Origin of the sequence: Actinoallomurus soli (assembly GCF_024055715.1) — a bacterium.
GTDB classification, from domain to species: Bacteria; Actinomycetota; Actinomycetes; order Streptosporangiales; family Streptosporangiaceae; genus Actinoallomurus; species Actinoallomurus soli.
Genome location: NZ_JAMXMV010000016.1, coordinates 23,162 through 39,889, shown reverse-complemented (window position 1 = coordinate 39,889; position 16,728 = coordinate 23,162). Strand labels below are relative to the sequence as shown.

The window sequence follows — 16,728 nt, the reverse complement described above, 5'->3', positions numbered from 1 at the left end:
AGCGGAGACCGGGGATGTCGAAAGCAACATTGCCTCTGCCGACTTTTTCTGCTAACTGGGTTGGTGGCGATATTCAAGGCCTGTCGGGTCTTGCTCAAGTGCTCTACAACTTCGCGGAGGATAGCAAAGAACCTGTTGCTGACTTGAACCGTACGGTCACTCGCCTGGTTCGCGAGAGTGGTGCCTCTGTATACCCCGGCTCGGCCGTAGGGGAATTCAAAGACCAGTTCGGTCAGGACTTGAACGACATAAACTGGTTGTCTCAGCGTGCGACTTCGATCGGCGAGATCGTCGACAATCTTGCACTCAACCTCGCCAAGATCGAATGTTGGCTGGAGAAGCAGGCAGAAAGAGGGGTGGCAGCTGGTTACGTTGTTATCGATCGATCGGGGAACATGAGCCTTCCCCGCGGCTCCTCGAATCCAAAAATACAGACTTTCCTTGGGCAATTTAATCAACGTCGAGCCGAAGCGCTGGCCGCTGCTGAGAAAGTTCGTCGGGCGGCTGCGCAGAAGCTCGCCTCGGAATATAAGATGCTGGCCGCCGGGATGGTCAACTATCGGAATAATCACCGAACTTTGCTGTCTCAGGCAGAGATCAACTCTCTTGCCTCCCAGCTGGCGGGTCTTGAGAAGAGCTTCACGACCGCAGATTACCCGCTTATGGCTGCCCACCCGCCGGACGCTCACAAGAAGGGCGTCATGAAAGACTTGGCAGAAGGGGTCGTGCTGGGTGACTTCACGATTGCTGGTGGCGTCATCGGTACGCTCGTTCCAGCGCCGGGCTTCGGCACAGGTGCTGGCATTGGGGTGGGAGCTGCCGTCGGTGCGGTAGTGGCCCCATTGGTAGGAGCAATTTTTGACTAAGGCAAAGCGATGAGTGGTCATGGTGCCGCGACAGCGGATTTCCTCATCGGATACACGCTCCTTGGTATCCTATATTCGATCATTGTTGTTTTTCTTTCTGCGGGTCCTGCGATTACGTTGTTTGGCACCGGAAATTGGGGCCGCATCCGGCGAACCACGCCACCTTCATTGCGGCTAGCCATCGGTGTTCTGTGGTTGACGATGATTTGCGCCTTCATCGTGGGTATATCCATGCACGAGGTTCTTCGTTTTGCGCCAATTCCGGGGGCAACTGCAACGATCTTTGTTGCGTACCTTTTTAGAAGAGAACAGCGCTCTAGGGAGGCTCATCACTCGGGCGAAGAGGACTCAGTATAGGTGCTCCGTCAAATTCCTGATGAGGTGACTCCGGTGCCGGGCGACGGCATCGAATGGGTAAAGGGAATCTGAGACATGGCGGGACCCGTGGGTCCGGAGCCTCCGACCGACGTCTATGGAGGCCCTCGATCGAAAGGTGAAGGTGATCGGCGCAGTAGGTCGAGTGTAAAGAAGTCCCGGGGGCTTCGTTGGGTCCTAGTATCGCTTTCGATCGGCATGGCTATCGTGGGTGTAGCGATACGGGTTTACCTAGGCGAAGATTCGTCTCATTCGCGATCAGCTCCTAGTCAGTCGCTGCCGGCGGCTCCTGTCGACAAGTTGCCGGACAAGGCTGTTCTGGACTCATCTGGACTGGTCCGCACGTTGCCTAACGTGGCTAGGGCCGTATCTCCGGTGATCACGAATGATGTCACCTCCGGGAAGGTCTTCACTGGAGATGACACTGATAGAAGTCCGGGTGATGGGCAGACTTTCATATGGGTGTCGTTCAACTCTAAGTTTGGTCGGTACTTGCGTCTTTCGGTGAAGCGGAGCGTCGACCCGAACGGTGCGCACGCTGATCTCGCCGCCAGGAGAAACGAGATGGCGAATAAGCGTACTTCGACGGGGAAGTATGCTCTTGAGCAGGGGGCGGCAGAAGCGACCACAGGTATTGGTGATGAAGTGTTCACTCTTCCCGTGAAGGAGCAGGCCGCCGCTCATCCTAGCCAAGACGGCTCTGTAAGAAGTTATGACATTGGCGGTAGCTATGTATGTGCCCGCTTCCGAAACGTCGTGATATCCGTCTTCTTTGAAGGTGCGGATTACTCATCCGCAGCGAACGCCGGCAACCCGGTAAAGGGCCGCAACCTGACGGAAGCTGTGACGCGCCAATACTCTATTAGGCTGATCGAGGCCATCGGCCAGCATCTCCGCTGAAGGACGCGTGGATGCGCGCCGTGCCTGGAGCTCAGGCCAGAGTCAATCGGTGAGCGATCAGCCCGAGCTGGATCGATCTCTAAGCGGGCGATCGTCTCGGTTGCTGCATCCGCAGGGGACTAGCTGATCTTCGAGCCGAGCAAGCGACCGTGGATCCCGGAGTTCACCTCTGCTATCAGCTGAGTTGGGGGCCGTTCGCTGCTCGCCGGCCAGATACGCCTCGCGCTCCGCTCGTTTCCGGGTGATCTCCGCTGCCGCCTCACCAGGGGGAGGGCGGTAACTGTCGTCGCGTCCCTCGCAGTGGATGAGTAGGGCGGCGTTGCGGGGCTCACGGGCCTCGGAACTGGCCGGCCCGCGGCTATGGGCCATGGCGGCGAGGATGTCCGAGTGGTCTCCAGGACATCGCGGGTCTGGATGGCGTCGTTCACGCTCCTTGGATCCAGACGTTCCGTGGTCGCCTGGCTTCGGTTCGGAGTGGGTGGGTGGGGTGTGGGAGAGCCACTAACCTTGGTGGGGTCGTGAATCTGATCAATGTTGAAGGCCTGGGCAAGGCGTACGGGCCGGTTCCGCTGCTCGATGATGTCTCTCTCGGCGTGTCCGCCGGTGACCGGATCGGGGTGGTCGGCCGGAACGGCGGGGGCAAGAGCACGCTGGTCTCGCTGCTCGCCGGCCGTGTCGAGCCCGACAGCGGGCGTGTCACGCATACCCGCGGGCTGCGGCTGGGGTTCCTCACCCAACGGGACGAGTTCCCCGCCGGGGCGACCGTGCGCTCCGTCGTGTTCGGTGATCGGGCCGAGCACGAGTGGGCGGGTGACGCCCGGGCCCGGGACATCCTGGCCGGATTGCTGCCCGACGTCTCCCTGGACTCCCCGATCGAGGGCATGTCCGGTGGTGAGCGGCGGCGCGTGGCACTCGCCCGGCTGCTCGTACCGGAGACCGATCTTCTCGTCCTGGACGAGCCCACCAACCACCTGGACATCGAGGCGATCGCCTGGCTGGCCGGGCACCTGAAGGACCGTACGCTCATCGTCGTCACCCACGACCGGTGGTTCCTGGACGCGGTGACCGAGCGGACGTGGGAGGTGTCCGACGGGCAGGTGCACCGTTATGAGGGCGGGTACTCGGCGTACGTCCTCGCCAAGGCGGAGCGCGCTCGCATCGCCGCCTCCGCGGAGGAGAAGCGGCAGAACCTCCTCCGTAAGGAGTTGGCCTGGCTGCGGCGGGGGCCGCAGGCGCGTACGTCCAAGCCGAAGTTCCGCGTCGAGGCCGCGAACGCCCTGATCGCCGACGAGCCGCCGGCCCGTGACACCGTGGAGCTGGTGCGGTTCGCGACGGCGCGGCTCGGCAAGACGGTGTACGACGTCGAGGACGTCACCCTGCGCGTCGGTGACCGTACGCTCTTCGAGCGCCTGACGTGGCAGCTCGGGCCCGGTGACCGGGTCGGCGTGGTCGGCGTCAACGGCAGCGGGAAGACGACGCTGCTGCGGCTCCTGGAGGGGACGGTCGCGCCGTCCGCCGGCCGGGTGATCCGCGGCAAGACGGTGCAGCTCGCGCACCTGTCGCAGGAGCTCGGCGAGCTGAACCCGGCGCAGCGGGTCCTGGAGTCGGTCGAGGAGATCAAGCGGCGCATCAGCCTCGGGAAACGGGAGTTCTCGGCGAGCCAGATGCTGGAGCGGTTCGGCTTCCGCGGCGACGCGCAGTGGACCCCGGTGGGCGACCTGTCCGGCGGTGAGCGGCGGCGCCTGCAGATGCTGCGCCTCCTCATGGCCGAGCCGAACGTCCTCCTGCTCGACGAGCCGACCAACGACCTCGACATCGAGACGCTCACCGAGCTGGAGGACCTGCTCGACGGGTGGCCCGGGTCGCTCGTGCTGGTCAGCCACGACCGGTACTTCCTGGAGCGGGTCAGCGACCACGTCGTCGCGCTGCTCGGCGACGGACGGCTGTCGCTGCTGCCCGGCGGTGTCGATGAGTACCTCGACCGGCGGCGCCGGTCGGAGCCGGAACCCCAGCCCGTACGGGCGGCGGCCGCCGAGCCGAAGCCGGCCAAGAACTCCTGGCAGGCGAAGAAGGAGCTCGACCGGCTGGAACGGCGCATCGAGAAGCTCGGCGCCCGGGAGGCGGAGCTGCACGAGCTGATGGCCGCGCACGCCACCGACCACGAGAAGCTGCTGGAGCTTGACGCGGAGCTGAAAACGGTCCGGGCCGAGCGCGAGGAGATCGAGGAGCAGTGGCTCATCCTCGCTGATGAGGCGTAGACGACCCGAGCCGGTCGGGATGAGGGGTGTTCTTCGCCGTCCCGGCCCGCCATGATCGCTGTCCATGGCGACATGGATGATGCGGCTGGACGACGCGGGCGACGGGCCGCGGCTGGCGGTCAAGGACGCGATGGACATCAAGGGCACGCCGACGAGCGCGGGCAGCCCTGCCATCGCGGACCGCGCCGAGCCGGCGGCGGCCGACGCCGCCGTCGTGGCGGTCGCACGGTCCCAGGGCGCGCGGATCGTCGGAAAGACGAACCTGACCGAGCTGTGCCTCGGCGCGGACGGCGTGAACCCCTGGTTCGGCACCCCGGTGAACCCGCTCGACCCCTCCCGGGTCCCCGGAGGGTCGTCCAGCGGTTCGGCCGTGGCCGTCGCCACCGGGGAGGCGGACGTGGCGTTCGGCACCGACACCGCCGGATCGGTGCGCGTTCCGGCCGCCTGCTGCGGGATCGCGTCGCTGAAGACGACGTACGGCCGTGTGCCGCGTGACGGTGTTCATCCGCTGGCGCCCTCGGTGGACACGATCGGCCCGATGGCCAGGGACGTCGCCGGAGTGACGCTGGGCATGAGACTGATCGAGCCCGGATTCGCGCCCACACCGTACGATCCGGCGATGACGGTCGGTCGGCTGCGGATCCCGGGAGTGGCCGAGCCGGCGATCGACGCGGCGGTGGACACCGCGCTGCGCCGGGCGTTCACGGTCGTGGACGAGACCTGCCCGCACTTCGTCGACGCCGTCCTGGCCAACGGGGTGATCGTCGGCGAGGAGGCCTACCGGCAGAACGGTCACCTCCTTGCCGACTCGAGCCGGCTCAGCGACCGGATCTACCGGCGCCTCAACGGCCTGTACGCCGACGCCAAGGGCAAGCGCGGCTGGGCCGAGGAGACCCGGCGGGCGATCCGCGCGGAACTCGACAACCTGTTCCGGCGGCACGCGGTCCTCGCGCTCCCGGTCCTTCCGGGGGTGGCGCCGACCCCTCCGGCCGGGGACGACGATCTCCTGCTGTGCGTGCTGACCGCGCCGTTCAACCTGGCCGGGCTGCCGGCGTTCGCGCTGCCGGTGCCGCTGCCCGGCTCCCACCTGCCGGCCGCCGTACAGCTCGTCGGGCCGGCCGGGAGCGAGGAGCTGCTGTGCGGCGCCGCCGCCGCGCTGGAGGCCGCCGTCTCCTGACACGGGGGCGGCCGGAACGCGACGCCGAGACGGGCACGGCCTTGGCGGTCCGTCACGCTTCGGTCGCCTGGCGGGCGAGCCACTTGTGCCGGGTGATCGCGTACTCGACCTCACCGAGATCGCCGCCGGGCAGCGGTTCGTCGTCGTGCAGGTGGAACGTACGGATGTGCCGCATACCGAGTGCGGCCATCGTCGCACGGGAGGCGGTGTTGACGGCCATCGTCTCGGCGAAGATGCGGGTCAGCCCGAGATCTCCGAATCCGTGCCGGATGAGCTCGCGGGCACCCTCGCTCGCCAGGCCCTGGCGCCAGTGGCGACGCAGGAGCCGGTATCCGAGTTCCGCCTGTCCTTCGACCGGCCCCTGGTCGGCGCGCTCCGGGGGCTCCAGGAGCCACCACCCGACGAACCGCCCGTCGATAAAGCCGGCCCAGAAGCCGAGTCCCGGAACACGGCTCGCGGCCGCGAGCCGCCGGCGGTGGAACTCCTCGACCTCCTCACGGGTACGGGCGCGGCCGGCGAGGTAGCGCATGACCTCGGGGTCGGCGTCGAGTTCGACCTCGTACTCGAGATGGTCGTCGGACAGGGGAACGAGCTGGATGCGGTCGGTGCGCAGCGTCGCCTGAGACATGGGACGCATTCTCGTGTTAGATCCATTCGCCTGGCGCCCGCGCCCAGGCGGTGCGATACGACACGGAGGGCGCGGGAGGAGCAAGATGGGTCCGTGACCTTGATGATCGTGAGCGAGCGAGGCGGATCGTGACGACGTGGCTCTTGCGGATGGAGGCGCCTGGAGACGGCCCGAGGCTCGCCGTCAAGGACGCCATCGACGTCGCGGGAGTGCCGACGACGGCGGCCTGCCCGGTGATCGCGGACCGGGCGGAGCCGGCGGACGCGGACGCCGCGTGCGTCGCCGCGGCCCGCGCGCAGGGCGCCCGGATCGTCGGGAAGACCAACCTCACCGAGCTGTGCCGGGCCGCCGACGGGATCAACCCGTGGACCGGGGTCCCGGTGAACCCGGTCGATCCGGAACGCGTGCCCGGCGGTTCGTCGAGCGGCTCGGCGGTGGCCGTGGCCAACGGCGAGGCGGACGTCGCACTGGGCACCGACACGGGCGGCTCCGTGCGGATCCCCGCGGCGTGCTGCGGAGTCGTCGGCCTGAAGACCACCCACGGCCGGGTGTCGCTGGAGGGCGTCTTCCCGTTCGCGCCGTCGCTGGACACCGTCGGACCGCTCGGCCGTGACGTGGCGGCGATCGCGCTGGGCATGCGGCTGATCGAGCCCGGGTTCACGCCCGAGCCGTACGAGTCCGGGATCATCGTGGGGCGGCTGCGCCCGGAGGGCGTGGCGGTGGATCCGGCGTTCGACGCCGCCGTCGACGCGGCGCTGCGCGCGGCCGGGCTGGCGTTCGCCGACGAACCCCTCGACAACTGGCAGGAGGCGCTGTCCGCCGGCAACACGCTGATCCGCGGAGAGGGCCACCGGGAGCACCGTCACCTGCTCGCCTACCCGGACCGGATGAGCGCCCGCATCCGCCGCCGCATCGAAGGCGGCGTCTCGGTCACCGACGGGCTGTTCGACGAGGCGTACGCCGCCAAGACGGCGACGCGCGAACTGTTCGACAAGCTGCTCACGCGGTATCCGGTGCTCGCGCTGCCCACGATCTCCCAGCCGCCACCCCGGATCGGCGCCGAACGCGAGGTCGACCTGACCGAGCTCACCGTGCCGTTCAACCTCTCCGGCCACCCCGCGCTCGCGCTGCCCGTTCCGGTGGCCGGTACGGACCTGCCCGCCTCCCTGCAGCTCGTCGGGCCGTCCGGAGGTGAGGAGCGGCTGCTGGCCGTCGGCGCGGTGGTCGAGGCGGCGCTGCGCTGATGCCCGTCGTCACGTTCGGGCACGGCACCGCGTCGGCGGACCGGATCGCCGAGCTCCTGGGCGGGGCGGGCGTCGAACTGCTCGTCGACGTGCGTACGGCGCCGGGAAGCCGCCGCAACCCGCATGTCGCGCGGCATGAGATGGAGCGTTGGCTGCCCGAGCGTGGGATCGACTACCGGTGGGACAGGCGCCTCGGCGGTTTCCGGCGGGCGCCCGCCGACTCGCCCGACGTGTACTGGCGGGAGGTGATGTTCCGCGGCTACGCGGCGCACATGCGCACCGAGGAGTTCGGCACGGCCGTCGACGAGCTGCTGGCCGAGGAACGCCGGCAGGCCGTCATGTGCAGCGAGAGCGTGTGGTGGCGCTGCCATCGCCGGTTGATCGCCGACTACCTCGTCCTGGTCCGGCAGGTGCCGGTCGTCCACCTGATGCACGACGGGCGTCTCACGCCGCACCCCCCCCGCACCGGGCGCCCGCGTCCGCGACGACGGGCTCCTCGTGTACGACGGCGGCCAGGAGCCGCTGATCTGACCTCCAGCGGCCCCGCCGGATCCGGGCGTGGGATCGGCCGTCGTACGGAACGGCGGGGGGCCCGGGCCCGGGCGGGCCGTTCGGTGACCGGGCACCGAGCGCGACGCCGGTCCGGGGGCCCGGGCCCGGGCGGGCCGTCCGGTGATCGGGCGCTGGGCGCCGGGCGCCGGCGTCCGGGGTGCGGGGGCACGGGCTCCCGAAGGTGCGGGGGCGCGAGCTCCCGGCGGGCCGTTCGGTGACCGGGCACCGAGCGCGACGCCGGTCCGGGGGTGCGGGCTCCCGATGGGCGGTTCGGTGGTCGGGTGCCGGCCACCGGGGGAGCCTGAGCCCCGGCGGGGCGTTCGGGTGCCGGGTGCCGGGTCCGGCGGCGGTCGGCGCGGTGAATCCCGTCAGGTGGGCGGGTCGGTGTCGAAGGGGACGAGGAGGGAGCGCAGCAGGCTCGCGAGGGTACGGCGGTCGCCGGGGCTGAGGGAGCCGAGCAGCTCGCGTTCGCGGTCGACGAGGTCGGCGAACGCGGCGTCCACGCGAGTACGGCCGGCGTCGGTCAGCCGGACGAGGACACCGCGCTTGTCCTGCGGGTCGGGGCCGCGGCGGACGAGGCCGGCGGACTCCAGCCGGTCGATCCGGTTGGTCATCGTCCCGGACGTCACGAGCGTCGCGCGCAGCAGCCGGCCGGGGCTGAGTTCGTACGGCGGGCCGGCGCGCCGCAGCGCGGTCAGCACGTCGAACTCCCATGACTCCATCCCGTGCGCGGCGAACACCGCCCGCCGGGCGCGGTCGAGGTGGCGGGCGAGGCGCGAGACCCGGCTGAGGACGTGCAGGGGCTCCACGTCGAGATCGGGCCGCTCCGCGTGCCACGCCTCGACCAGCCGGTCCACCTCGTCCTTCACAATCGATCACCTTACCTTTCTTGACATCGAGATATCGATGCCGGGAGCATCTCTCTTGACGTCAAGAGATATGTGGCCATGCCGCGCCCACCCCGGCGCCGGGGCCGGAGGGAGTGGAGGATGAGCCTGCTCACCGGACTTCACCACGTACAACTCGCCGCCCCGCCGGGCTCCGAGCCGCGGATGCGGGAGTTCTACGCCGGGGAACTCGGCCTCACCGAGGTGCCCAAACCGCCGGTCCTGGCGGCGCGGGGCGGAGTGTGGTTCCGGGCGCCGGGCATCGAGATCCACATCGGTGCCGAGGCCGGCTTCCGTCCCGCCGGGAAGGCGCACCCGGGAATCATCGTGAGCGACCTGGACGCGCTCGCGGACCGGCTCCGGGCGGCCGGTCACCGGGTCCGGCCCGATGACCTGCTGCCCGGATATCGCCGCTTCTACGTCGACGACCCCGTCGGGAACCGCCTTGAATTCCTCCAGCCGGTCGCGACGGCCTGACGCCGTCACGGGCCCGGATCCTGCCGCGTCACTGACCCCGCGTGCCGCGTCACCGGCCCGGCGTGCGGCGTCACCGGCATCGCCCGGCGCGTCGCCGGCCCGGCGTGCCGCGTCACCGACCCCGCTCGGTGGGTCACGGACCCGCATGCCGCGTCAGGGGCTCCGCGCCTCTCGGTCGGCCGCATGCCGCGTCAGGGGCCTCGCGCCTCTCGGTCGGCCAGCATCTCCCAGTCGGCCAGCACGTCGAGCAGGATGCCCAGGATCCGCCGCAGCTCCTCCACGTGATCCGCCTTGCGGACGGCGTCCTCGAAGCCGGCCGGCTGGGCGTCGAGCGCGAGGACGGCGTCCTCGAGACTCTCGGTGAGCCGGATCGCGCAGGCATCACCCGACGTGTCGGGCGCTCGGCCCGCCTGCTGGGGGACCCCGGGCCCCTCGGCCGCCACAGAGGGACGCCTCCGGCCCTCGTGGCGCTGATCGGAGTCGCCGGATCGGTATCGCACTGCCCACCTCCTGCTTCGCCGACGGCGGATCGTCGCCCCGTGAGGGCCGAGATCCATGCCGGGCGGGCCCCGTCACCGTCGCCTGTCGCCGGAACGATAGGGGCCGGGTGTGACAGAACGGCTACGCAGGGTCAGGCGGCGGTGGGATCGACGCCGTTCTTGCGGGCGGCGCGGGCCTGCTCCTTGGCCTCCTTGGCCGCCTCCTTCGCCCGCACCTTCATCTCCTTCTGGCGGGCCTTGTGGTCCGTCGTGAGGTACGGCCTCGGCTCCAGCCCCGACAGGCCGTTCCACGCGAGGTTCACCAGGTGGGCGGCGACCTCCTCGCGCTTGGGCTTGCGCACGTCCAGCCAGTACGTGCCGGTCATCGCGACCATCCCGATGAGCGCCTGGGCGTACAGGGGGGCCGCCTTGGGGTCGTACCCCTTCTCCTTGAACTCGTCGCCGAGGATGTGCTCGACCTGGTTGGCGATGTCGCTGAGGAGGCTGGCGAACGTCCCCGTCGCCGAGGCGGCGTGGGAGTCGCGGACGAGAATGCGAAAGCCCTTGCTGCTGTTCTCGATGTACTCGAGGAGGGCGAGGGCCGCGCGTTCGATCTTCTGCCGCGGGTGCCCGCCGACGAGGGCCTGTGTGATCAGGTCGAGCAGTCGTGCCATCTCGCGGTCGACGACGACCGCGTAGAGGCCCTCCTTGCCGCCGAAGTGCTCGTAGACCACCGGCTTGGACACTCCCGCCACGCTGGCGATCTCCTCTATGGAGGTGCCGTCGAAGCCGCGTTCGGCGAAGAGTGTCCGGCCGATGTCGAGCAACTGCTCCCGTCGTTCTTTTCCGGTCATACGCTTCCGGCGTGACCGTGGGGGTTCGCTCACGTCCTCAATTGTTGCGGTAGCGGCCGAATCGTTGGCTACGCTCACTGCTGCTCTTCCCTGGCGGCCCTGGACTCCCGACCGCAGGCGGCGCCGTGTGAGACTGTTAGTTTGGCTTACGATATCCGCTTCGCGGCGAGACGTTGGGCGTTCGGCCAACGAACGTCACGGACCCAACCGAACTTCTCGAAGATCCAGATGAGCCGTGCGCTGATGTCGATCTGACCCTTGAGGACGCCGTGCCGGGCGCACGTCGGGTCCGCGTGGTGCAGGTTGTGCCAGGACTCGCCGAAGGACGGGATCGCCAGCCACCAGACGTTCCGCGCCTTGTCGCGGGAGTCGAACACCTCCTCGCCCATCACGTGGCAGATGGAGTTGATGGCCCAGGTGACGTGGTGCAGCAGGGACACGCGCACCAGCGAGCCCCAGAAGAAGGCGGTCAGCGCGCCCCACCAGGACATCGTGATCAGGCCGCCCAGCAGGGCGGGCAGGAGCATCGAGACGGCGACGAGGCCGGGGAAGACCCGGCTGATACGGCGGATGTCCTTGTCCGCCACCAGGTCGGGGCAGAACTTCGCCGGCGAGGTGCGGCGGGCGTCGAACAGCCAGCCCATGTGCGCCCAGACCAGGCCCTTGGTCAGCGCCCTCCAGTCGCCGCCGAACCGCCACGGCGAGTGCGGGTCGCCCTCCTTGTCGGAGTACTTGTGGTGGCGGCGGTGAGTGGCCACCCAGTCGATCACGCTCATCTCGATGGAGAGGCTGCCGGCGAGGGCCAGTGCGATGCGCAGCGGACGCTTGGCCTTGAAGGACTTGTGAGTGAAGTGCCGGTGGTAGCCGACGGTCACTCCCAGGCCGGTCACCGTGTACATCACCACGGTGATCGCCACGTCGCTCCAGCCGAGACCCCAGCCCCAGGCGAACGGCACGGCCGCCGCGACGGCGAGGAGCGGCACCGCGATGAAGAAGGCCAGCAGGACGCGTTCGAAAACGCCCTTGGGCTTCGCTTCGAACTCGGACTGGACCTGCGGTCGAGGTGGCGCGGTCGGGGCTACGGTCATGCGGTTCCTCCTCCTCATCGGGAAACTTACGGCTACGCAACCGTAACCTACGGCCGCGTAAGTTAGGTAGATACCCGGCAGGATTTCCGCAAACATGTCGTGTCGGTCACACGAGGGTTGCCATATCGCAAGGCGCCCCTTGGTCCCCGACGGTGACAAAGGCCCGGCGTCCGCGCACGGGAACGGCCGGGGCGTGCCTCCCGTGGCTTGATCGGAACGAGCGCGCCGCCCGACGGGGCAACCGCTATCGTTAGGGATGCCGGGGCGGCAGGGTCATGCCGCGGCGGCGATCCGGCGTGGTGAAATCGGCATCACGGAGGGTTTTGGTCCCTTTATTTCTGGTTCGAATCCAGGCGCCGGAGCCCTCTTCTCCGTCGAGCCTCCGCGTCCCGTACGGGCCCGGTGACCTCGGCTTCGACGCCCCGCGTCCCCGACCGGGGCGCGTGCGGCACGCGGGCGGGCGGTATCCTTCCGGTGTCGGGCGGGTAACGGACCTGCGACCCCGCCTTCGCAGGCCGACACCCTCACCGGAGGTCCCTCCAGACGTCCGCGCCCGGCTTCGAACCTGTCAGCGACGCCGAGGAGCCTCCTCCAGTGAGCGGAGCGAGCCACCGGGCGATGCCATGTCACCAGCACACCACCGAGCCGTCCGGTGAGGTGGTCGCGTGACCATGAGCCGCCCCGCAGCCGTCATCGTCCTCGCCGCGGGCGAGGGCACCCGGATGAAATCCCGCACCACCCCCAAGGTCCTGCACGAACTGGGCGGGCGCAGCCTGGTCGGGCACGTGCTGGCCGCGGCCCGCGACCTGCGCCCCGAGCGCCTCGTGGTCGTCGTCGGGCACGGCCGGGACAAGGTCGTCGAGCACCTCGCGGAGATCGCGCCGGACGCGGTCGCCGTGACCCAGGAGCAGCAGAACGGCACCGGCCACGCGGTGCGGATCGTCCTCGAGGCGGTCGGCGCCCTCACCGGCACCGTCGTCGTCACCAACGGCGACCACCCGCTGCTGCGCGGGGAGACCCTCACCGAGCTCGTCCGTACGCACGAGGCCGACGGCAACGCCGTCACGGTCCTGAGCACCGACATCCCGGACCCGACCGGATACGGCCGGATCGTGCGCGGCCCGGCCGGCGAGGTGGCCGGGATCGTCGAGCACAAGGACGCGGGGCCGGACGAGCGCGCGATCAACGAGATCAACGTCGGCATGTACGTCTTCGACGGCAAGCTGCTGTCGGACGCGCTGGGCCGGGTCACCACCGACAACGCCAGCGGTGAGGAGTACCTCACCGACGTCGTCGGGATCCTCCGCGGCGACGGGCACCGGGCCGGCGCGTACAAGGCGGCCGACTGGGTCGAGACGCAGGGCGTCAACGACCGGGTCCAGCTCGCCCAGGCGCGGCGGCAGCTGAACGACCGCGTGCTCGAGGAGCACATGCGCGCCGGCGTCACGATCGTCGACCCGCTGTCCACCTGGGTCGACGTGCAGGTGACGCTGGAGCCCGACGTGGTCGTCGAGCCGAACACCCAGTTGCGCGGCGGCACCCACGTGGCCGCGGGCGCGCGGATCGGCCCGAACTCCACGCTGACCGACACGTCCGTGGGCGAGGACGCCACGGTCGTGAACGCCGTGTGCGTCTCGGCCGAGATCGGCCCGGAGGTCAGCGTCGGCCCGTTCGCGTACCTGCGGCCGGGGACCCGGCTGGCCCGCAAGGCCAAGATCGGCACCTACGTCGAGACGAAGAACGCCGTCGTGGGCGAGGGCAGCAAGGTGCCTCACCTGACCTACGTCGGCGACGCGGAGATCGGCGAGGGCTCCAACATCGGAGCGGCGTGCGTCTTCGTCAACTACGACGGCGTGAACAAGAGTCGCAGCGTCGTGGGGAACCACGTCAAGGTCGGCAGCGACAACATGATCGTCGCTCCGGTGACGATCGGCGACGGTGCCTACACCGCGGCGGGCTCCGTGATCACGAACAACGTCCCGCCGGGGGCGATGGCGGTCGCCCGCGCCCGCCAGCGCAACGTGGAGGGGTGGGTCCAGCGCAAGCGCGCCGGCACCCCGTCCGCGGAGGCGGCGCAGCGCGCCCGCGAGCAGGATGGCCAGGACAGCGAGTGAGGGGACTGTACGCGTGACAGGGATCAAGGCGACCGGCGAGAAGAAGCTCATGCTCTTCTCCGGCCGGGCATATCCCGAACTCGCCGAAGAGGTGGCCGAGGCTCTCGACATCGAGCCGACGCCCACCTCGGCGTACGACTTCGCGAACGGTGAGACGTTCGTGCGGTTCAACGAGTCGGTGCGCGGTTCCGACGCCTTCGTGCTGCAGAGCCACACCGCGCCGATCAACCAGTGGATCATGGAGCAGCTGATCATGGTCGACGCGCTCAAGCGCGCGTCGGCCAAGCGGATCACGGTCGTCGCGCCGTTCTTCGGGTACGCCCGGCAGGACAAGAAGCACCGCGGCCGCGAGCCGATCTCCGCGCGCCTGATGGCCGACCTGTTCAAGACGGCCGGCGCGCACCGGCTGATGGTGGTCGACCTGCACACCGCGCAGATCCAGGGCTTCTTCGACGGCCCGGTGGACCACCTGTTCGCCCTGCCGATCCTCACCGGGCACCTCGGGGCCAAGCTGGACACCGAGCAGGTGACCGTGGTCGCCCCGGACGCCGGGCGGGTGCGCGTCGCCGAGCGGTGGAGTGACGAGCTGGGCGGCTGCCCGATGGCCATCATCCACAAGCGTCGCGACCCCGAGGTCGCGAACGAGGTGAAGGTCTTCGACGTCGTCGGCGAGGTCGCCGGGCGCACCTGCGTCGTCGTCGACGACATGATCGACACCGGTGGCACGATCGTGAAGGCGGCCGACGCGCTGTTCGAGGAGGGCGCCGAGCGCGTCGTCGTGGCCGCGACGCACGGCGTGCTGTCCGGGCCGGCCGTCGACCGGCTCAAGAACTCCCGGATCTCCGACGTCGTTCTCACCAACACGCTGCCGATTCCGGACAACAAGCGATTCGACAAGCTGACCGTGCTGTCGATCGCGCCGCTGCTGGCCCGCGCGATCAGCGAGGTGTTCAGCGACGGCTCGGTGACCAGCCTCTTCGGCGGTCACAGCTGAGTTCGCGGCCGCCGTTCCCGGCGGCCACGATCGAGCCCGGTCACCGGCCCTTTCGGCCGTCGTGGCCGGGCTCGGTCACCGGTCTCCTCGGCGGCCCGAGGCGGACCGGAGCTGGATTCGCGGTCCTCCGCACGAACCGGAACGCGGATCGGCTAAACTTGGGAGACCGTGTGCGTCCGACGCTGCGTTCAAGGGCTCGCCCACTCTGGGCCCGGCCGCGAGGAGCACCGATGATCTTCGACGTTACGCGCGTCGACTTGTACTGACAAGCTTCATTTGAGCGAGGAGTTTTCGCCGTGTCCGAGGTACGCATTGCCGCCGAGCCCCGCACCGAATTCGGTAAGGGCCCCGCACGGCGCGCTCGCAGGGCCGGCAAGGTGCCCGCTGTTCTGTACGGCCACGGCACCGACCCGAAGCACATCACGCTGCCCGGCCACGAGCTGATGCTCGCCCTCAAGACGCCCAACGTGCTGCTGCGCGTGGAGGGTCTGGAGAACGGCGCCGAGCTGGCGCTGCCGAAGGACGTCCAGCGCGACCCGCTCAAGGGCTTCCTCGAGCACGTGGACCTGCTCGTCGTCAAGCGCGGCGAGAAGGTCACCGTTGAGGTCCCGGTCCAGGTGACGGGCGAGGTGGCGCCGGGCGGCATGCTCGACCAGCAGCTCGTGCAGGTGGCCCTCGAGGCCGAGGCCACCCACCTGCCCGAGGCGGTCGAGGTCGACGTGGAGGGCCTGGAGGTCGGCACCCAGGTGCTCGCCAAGGACCTCAAGCTGCCGGCGGGCGCGAGCCTGGGCGCCGACGAGGAGGCCCTCGTCCTGCACGTGCTGGCGGCGCCGACGGCCGAGCAGATCGAGGCCGCGACCACCGGTGAGGGCGAGGCGGCCGCCGCCGAGGCTCCCGCCGCCGAGGGCGAGACCGAGCAGGGCGGCGAGGAGTAACACTCCTCCCGCTCCAGCACGCCCCGGGACGCGAGGAGTGACAGTGCCTCCCCAGCCCCCGGGACGGCCGTCGCGGCGACGCGGCGGCCCCCTGCGCGGTACCGCGTGGTCCATGAGTCGTGTGCGCCCCGGCCGGGGCGCGGTGAGCCCGTGCGGAATGGGCGCCGGACAGGCCCGGCGGTCCCCGCGCGGGCTCTGATGCGTCGGAGGGTGGTCGGTGATGGCGGACGCGGGCGCGGACGCTCCCTGGCTCGTCGTCGGGCTCGGTAACCCGGGCCCCGAGTACGCCGGCAACCGGCACAACGCCGGCTTCATGGTCCTCGACCTGCTGGCGGCGCGGATGGGCGGCCGGTTCAAGGCGCACAAGGCGCGCGCCGAGGTCGTCGAGGGACGGCTCGCGGGGCTCCGCGTGGTGCTCGCCAAGCCCCGGTCGTACATGAACGAGTCCGGCGGCCCGGTCAAGGCCCTGCGCGACTTCTACAAGGTGCCGCTCGAGCACGTCATCGTCGTCCACGACGAGCTCGACATCCCGTACGGCACGCTGCGCCTGAAGCGCGGCGGCGGCGACAACGGGCACAACGGCCTGCGCTCGATCACCAAGGCGCTCGGCGGGCGCGACTACCTGCGGGTCAGGTTCGGGATCGGCCGGCCGCCCGGGCGGATGGACGCCGCGGTGTTCGTGCTGCGCGACTTCTCCGGGACCGAGCGCAAGGAGCTCGACCTCAACACCGAGCGTGCCGCCGACGCGACGGAGGCGCTGCTCACCGACGGCCTGGACCGCGCGCAGAACGTCTTTCATACCGCTTAGAAAGACCTTCTCCCAGCGGAGAGGCCACGTGCGGTCGATTACGTGGTTTCCGCCCCTCTGTGCGCTCTCTGTCTCTATCGTGCCTCGTGTAC

General features: G+C 69.6%; 16 protein-coding genes and 1 tRNA gene. 12 read left to right on the top strand and 5 right to left on the bottom strand.

Translation table 11 applies throughout. From position 1 onward, the window contains the following. Positions 1–14 precede the first annotated feature (14 nt). From NDW01_RS31090 to NDW01_RS31075, 4 genes are all read left to right on the top strand, one after another. Positions 15–866, top strand: coding sequence for a hypothetical protein (locus NDW01_RS31090; protein WP_252827912.1), 852 nt, complete (start codon positions 15–17; stop codon positions 864–866). 837 nt (positions 867–1,703) lie between these two features. Next, positions 1,704–2,141 (top strand): hypothetical protein, encoded by a 438-nt coding sequence (locus tag NDW01_RS31085; protein WP_252827911.1) that lies wholly within the window; start codon positions 1,704–1,706, stop codon positions 2,139–2,141. Positions 2,142–2,659: 518 nt separating this feature from the next. Then, positions 2,660–4,399 (top strand): ABC-F family ATP-binding cassette domain-containing protein, encoded by a 1,740-nt coding sequence (locus NDW01_RS31080; RefSeq protein ID WP_252827910.1) that lies wholly within the window; start codon positions 2,660–2,662, stop codon positions 4,397–4,399. Between the two features lie 64 nt (positions 4,400–4,463). Continuing rightward, positions 4,464–5,576 carry an amidase gene (locus NDW01_RS31075; RefSeq protein WP_252827909.1) on the top strand — a complete coding sequence of 371 codons (1,113 nt, stop codon included), beginning with the start codon at positions 4,464–4,466 and terminating at the stop codon, positions 5,574–5,576. 52 nt (positions 5,577–5,628) lie between these two features. Here the strand turns inward: NDW01_RS31075 and NDW01_RS31070 are convergent, their stop codons facing one another. Continuing rightward, positions 5,629–6,204: a GNAT family N-acetyltransferase gene (locus tag NDW01_RS31070; protein ID WP_252827908.1), complete on the bottom strand. Its 576-nt coding sequence runs from the start codon at positions 6,202–6,204 to the stop codon at positions 5,629–5,631. 128 nt (positions 6,205–6,332) lie between these two features. Here NDW01_RS31070 and NDW01_RS31065 point away from each other — a divergent pair, with 128 nt between their 5' ends. Beyond that, positions 6,333–7,448 (top strand): amidase, encoded by a 1,116-nt coding sequence (locus NDW01_RS31065; protein ID WP_252827907.1) that lies wholly within the window; start codon positions 6,333–6,335, stop codon positions 7,446–7,448. Then, positions 7,448–8,218 (top strand): DUF488 domain-containing protein, encoded by a 771-nt coding sequence (locus NDW01_RS31060; RefSeq protein WP_252827906.1) that lies wholly within the window; start codon positions 7,448–7,450, stop codon positions 8,216–8,218. The genes NDW01_RS31065 and NDW01_RS31060 overlap by 1 nt, the downstream gene beginning before the upstream one ends. 150 nt (positions 8,219–8,368) lie before the next feature. Here the strand turns inward: NDW01_RS31060 and NDW01_RS31050 are convergent, their stop codons facing one another. Then, positions 8,369–8,869, bottom strand: a complete 501-nt coding sequence (locus tag NDW01_RS31050) for a MarR family winged helix-turn-helix transcriptional regulator (protein ID WP_252777745.1) — start codon at positions 8,867–8,869, stop codon at positions 8,369–8,371. Between the two features lie 120 nt (positions 8,870–8,989). Here NDW01_RS31050 and NDW01_RS31045 point away from each other — a divergent pair, with 120 nt between their 5' ends. After that, positions 8,990–9,364, top strand: a complete 375-nt coding sequence (locus NDW01_RS31045) for a VOC family protein (RefSeq protein ID WP_252827905.1) — start codon at positions 8,990–8,992, stop codon at positions 9,362–9,364. Positions 9,365–9,555: 191 nt separating this feature from the next. On the opposite strand, the gene NDW01_RS31040 is transcribed toward NDW01_RS31045, so the two are convergent. The 3 genes from NDW01_RS31040 to NDW01_RS31030 all read right to left on the bottom strand — a co-directional run bounded on the left by NDW01_RS31040 (position 9,556) and on the right by NDW01_RS31030 (position 11,785). Beyond that, the gene (locus NDW01_RS31040) at positions 9,556–9,864 is read right to left on the bottom strand and encodes a hypothetical protein (RefSeq protein ID WP_252827904.1); all 309 of its coding nucleotides are present in this window, start codon (positions 9,862–9,864) and stop codon (positions 9,556–9,558) included. Between the two features lie 131 nt (positions 9,865–9,995). Then, positions 9,996–10,697 carry a TetR/AcrR family transcriptional regulator gene (locus NDW01_RS31035; RefSeq protein ID WP_252827903.1) on the bottom strand — a complete coding sequence of 234 codons (702 nt, stop codon included), beginning with the start codon at positions 10,695–10,697 and terminating at the stop codon, positions 9,996–9,998. A gap of 146 nt (positions 10,698–10,843) precedes the next feature. Then, positions 10,844–11,785 carry an acyl-CoA desaturase gene (locus NDW01_RS31030; RefSeq protein ID WP_252827902.1) on the bottom strand — a complete coding sequence of 314 codons (942 nt, stop codon included), beginning with the start codon at positions 11,783–11,785 and terminating at the stop codon, positions 10,844–10,846. 290 nt (positions 11,786–12,075) lie between these two features. Between NDW01_RS31030 and NDW01_RS31025 the strand changes: the two genes are divergently transcribed. The 5 genes from NDW01_RS31025 (at position 12,076) to pth (ending at position 16,636) form a co-directional block, all read left to right on the top strand. Next, positions 12,076–12,147, top strand: a tRNA-Gln gene (locus tag NDW01_RS31025). A gap of 303 nt (positions 12,148–12,450) precedes the next feature. Then, positions 12,451–13,899 carry a bifunctional UDP-N-acetylglucosamine diphosphorylase/glucosamine-1-phosphate N-acetyltransferase GlmU gene (gene glmU, locus NDW01_RS31020; RefSeq protein WP_252827901.1) on the top strand — a complete coding sequence of 483 codons (1,449 nt, stop codon included), beginning with the start codon at positions 12,451–12,453 and terminating at the stop codon, positions 13,897–13,899. 13 nt (positions 13,900–13,912) lie between these two features. Continuing rightward, entirely contained in the window at positions 13,913–14,893 is a 981-nt protein-coding gene (locus tag NDW01_RS31015; RefSeq protein WP_308211825.1) for a ribose-phosphate diphosphokinase, read from the top strand. 296 nt (positions 14,894–15,189) lie between these two features. Further along, a complete protein-coding gene (locus NDW01_RS31010) occupies positions 15,190–15,828 on the top strand; it encodes a 50S ribosomal protein L25/general stress protein Ctc (RefSeq protein ID WP_252827900.1) in 639 nt (212 codons plus the stop codon). A gap of 220 nt (positions 15,829–16,048) precedes the next feature. Continuing rightward, positions 16,049–16,636, top strand: coding sequence for an aminoacyl-tRNA hydrolase (pth, locus tag NDW01_RS31005; RefSeq protein WP_252827899.1), 588 nt, complete (start codon positions 16,049–16,051; stop codon positions 16,634–16,636). The last annotated feature ends 92 nt before the right edge of the window (positions 16,637–16,728 follow it).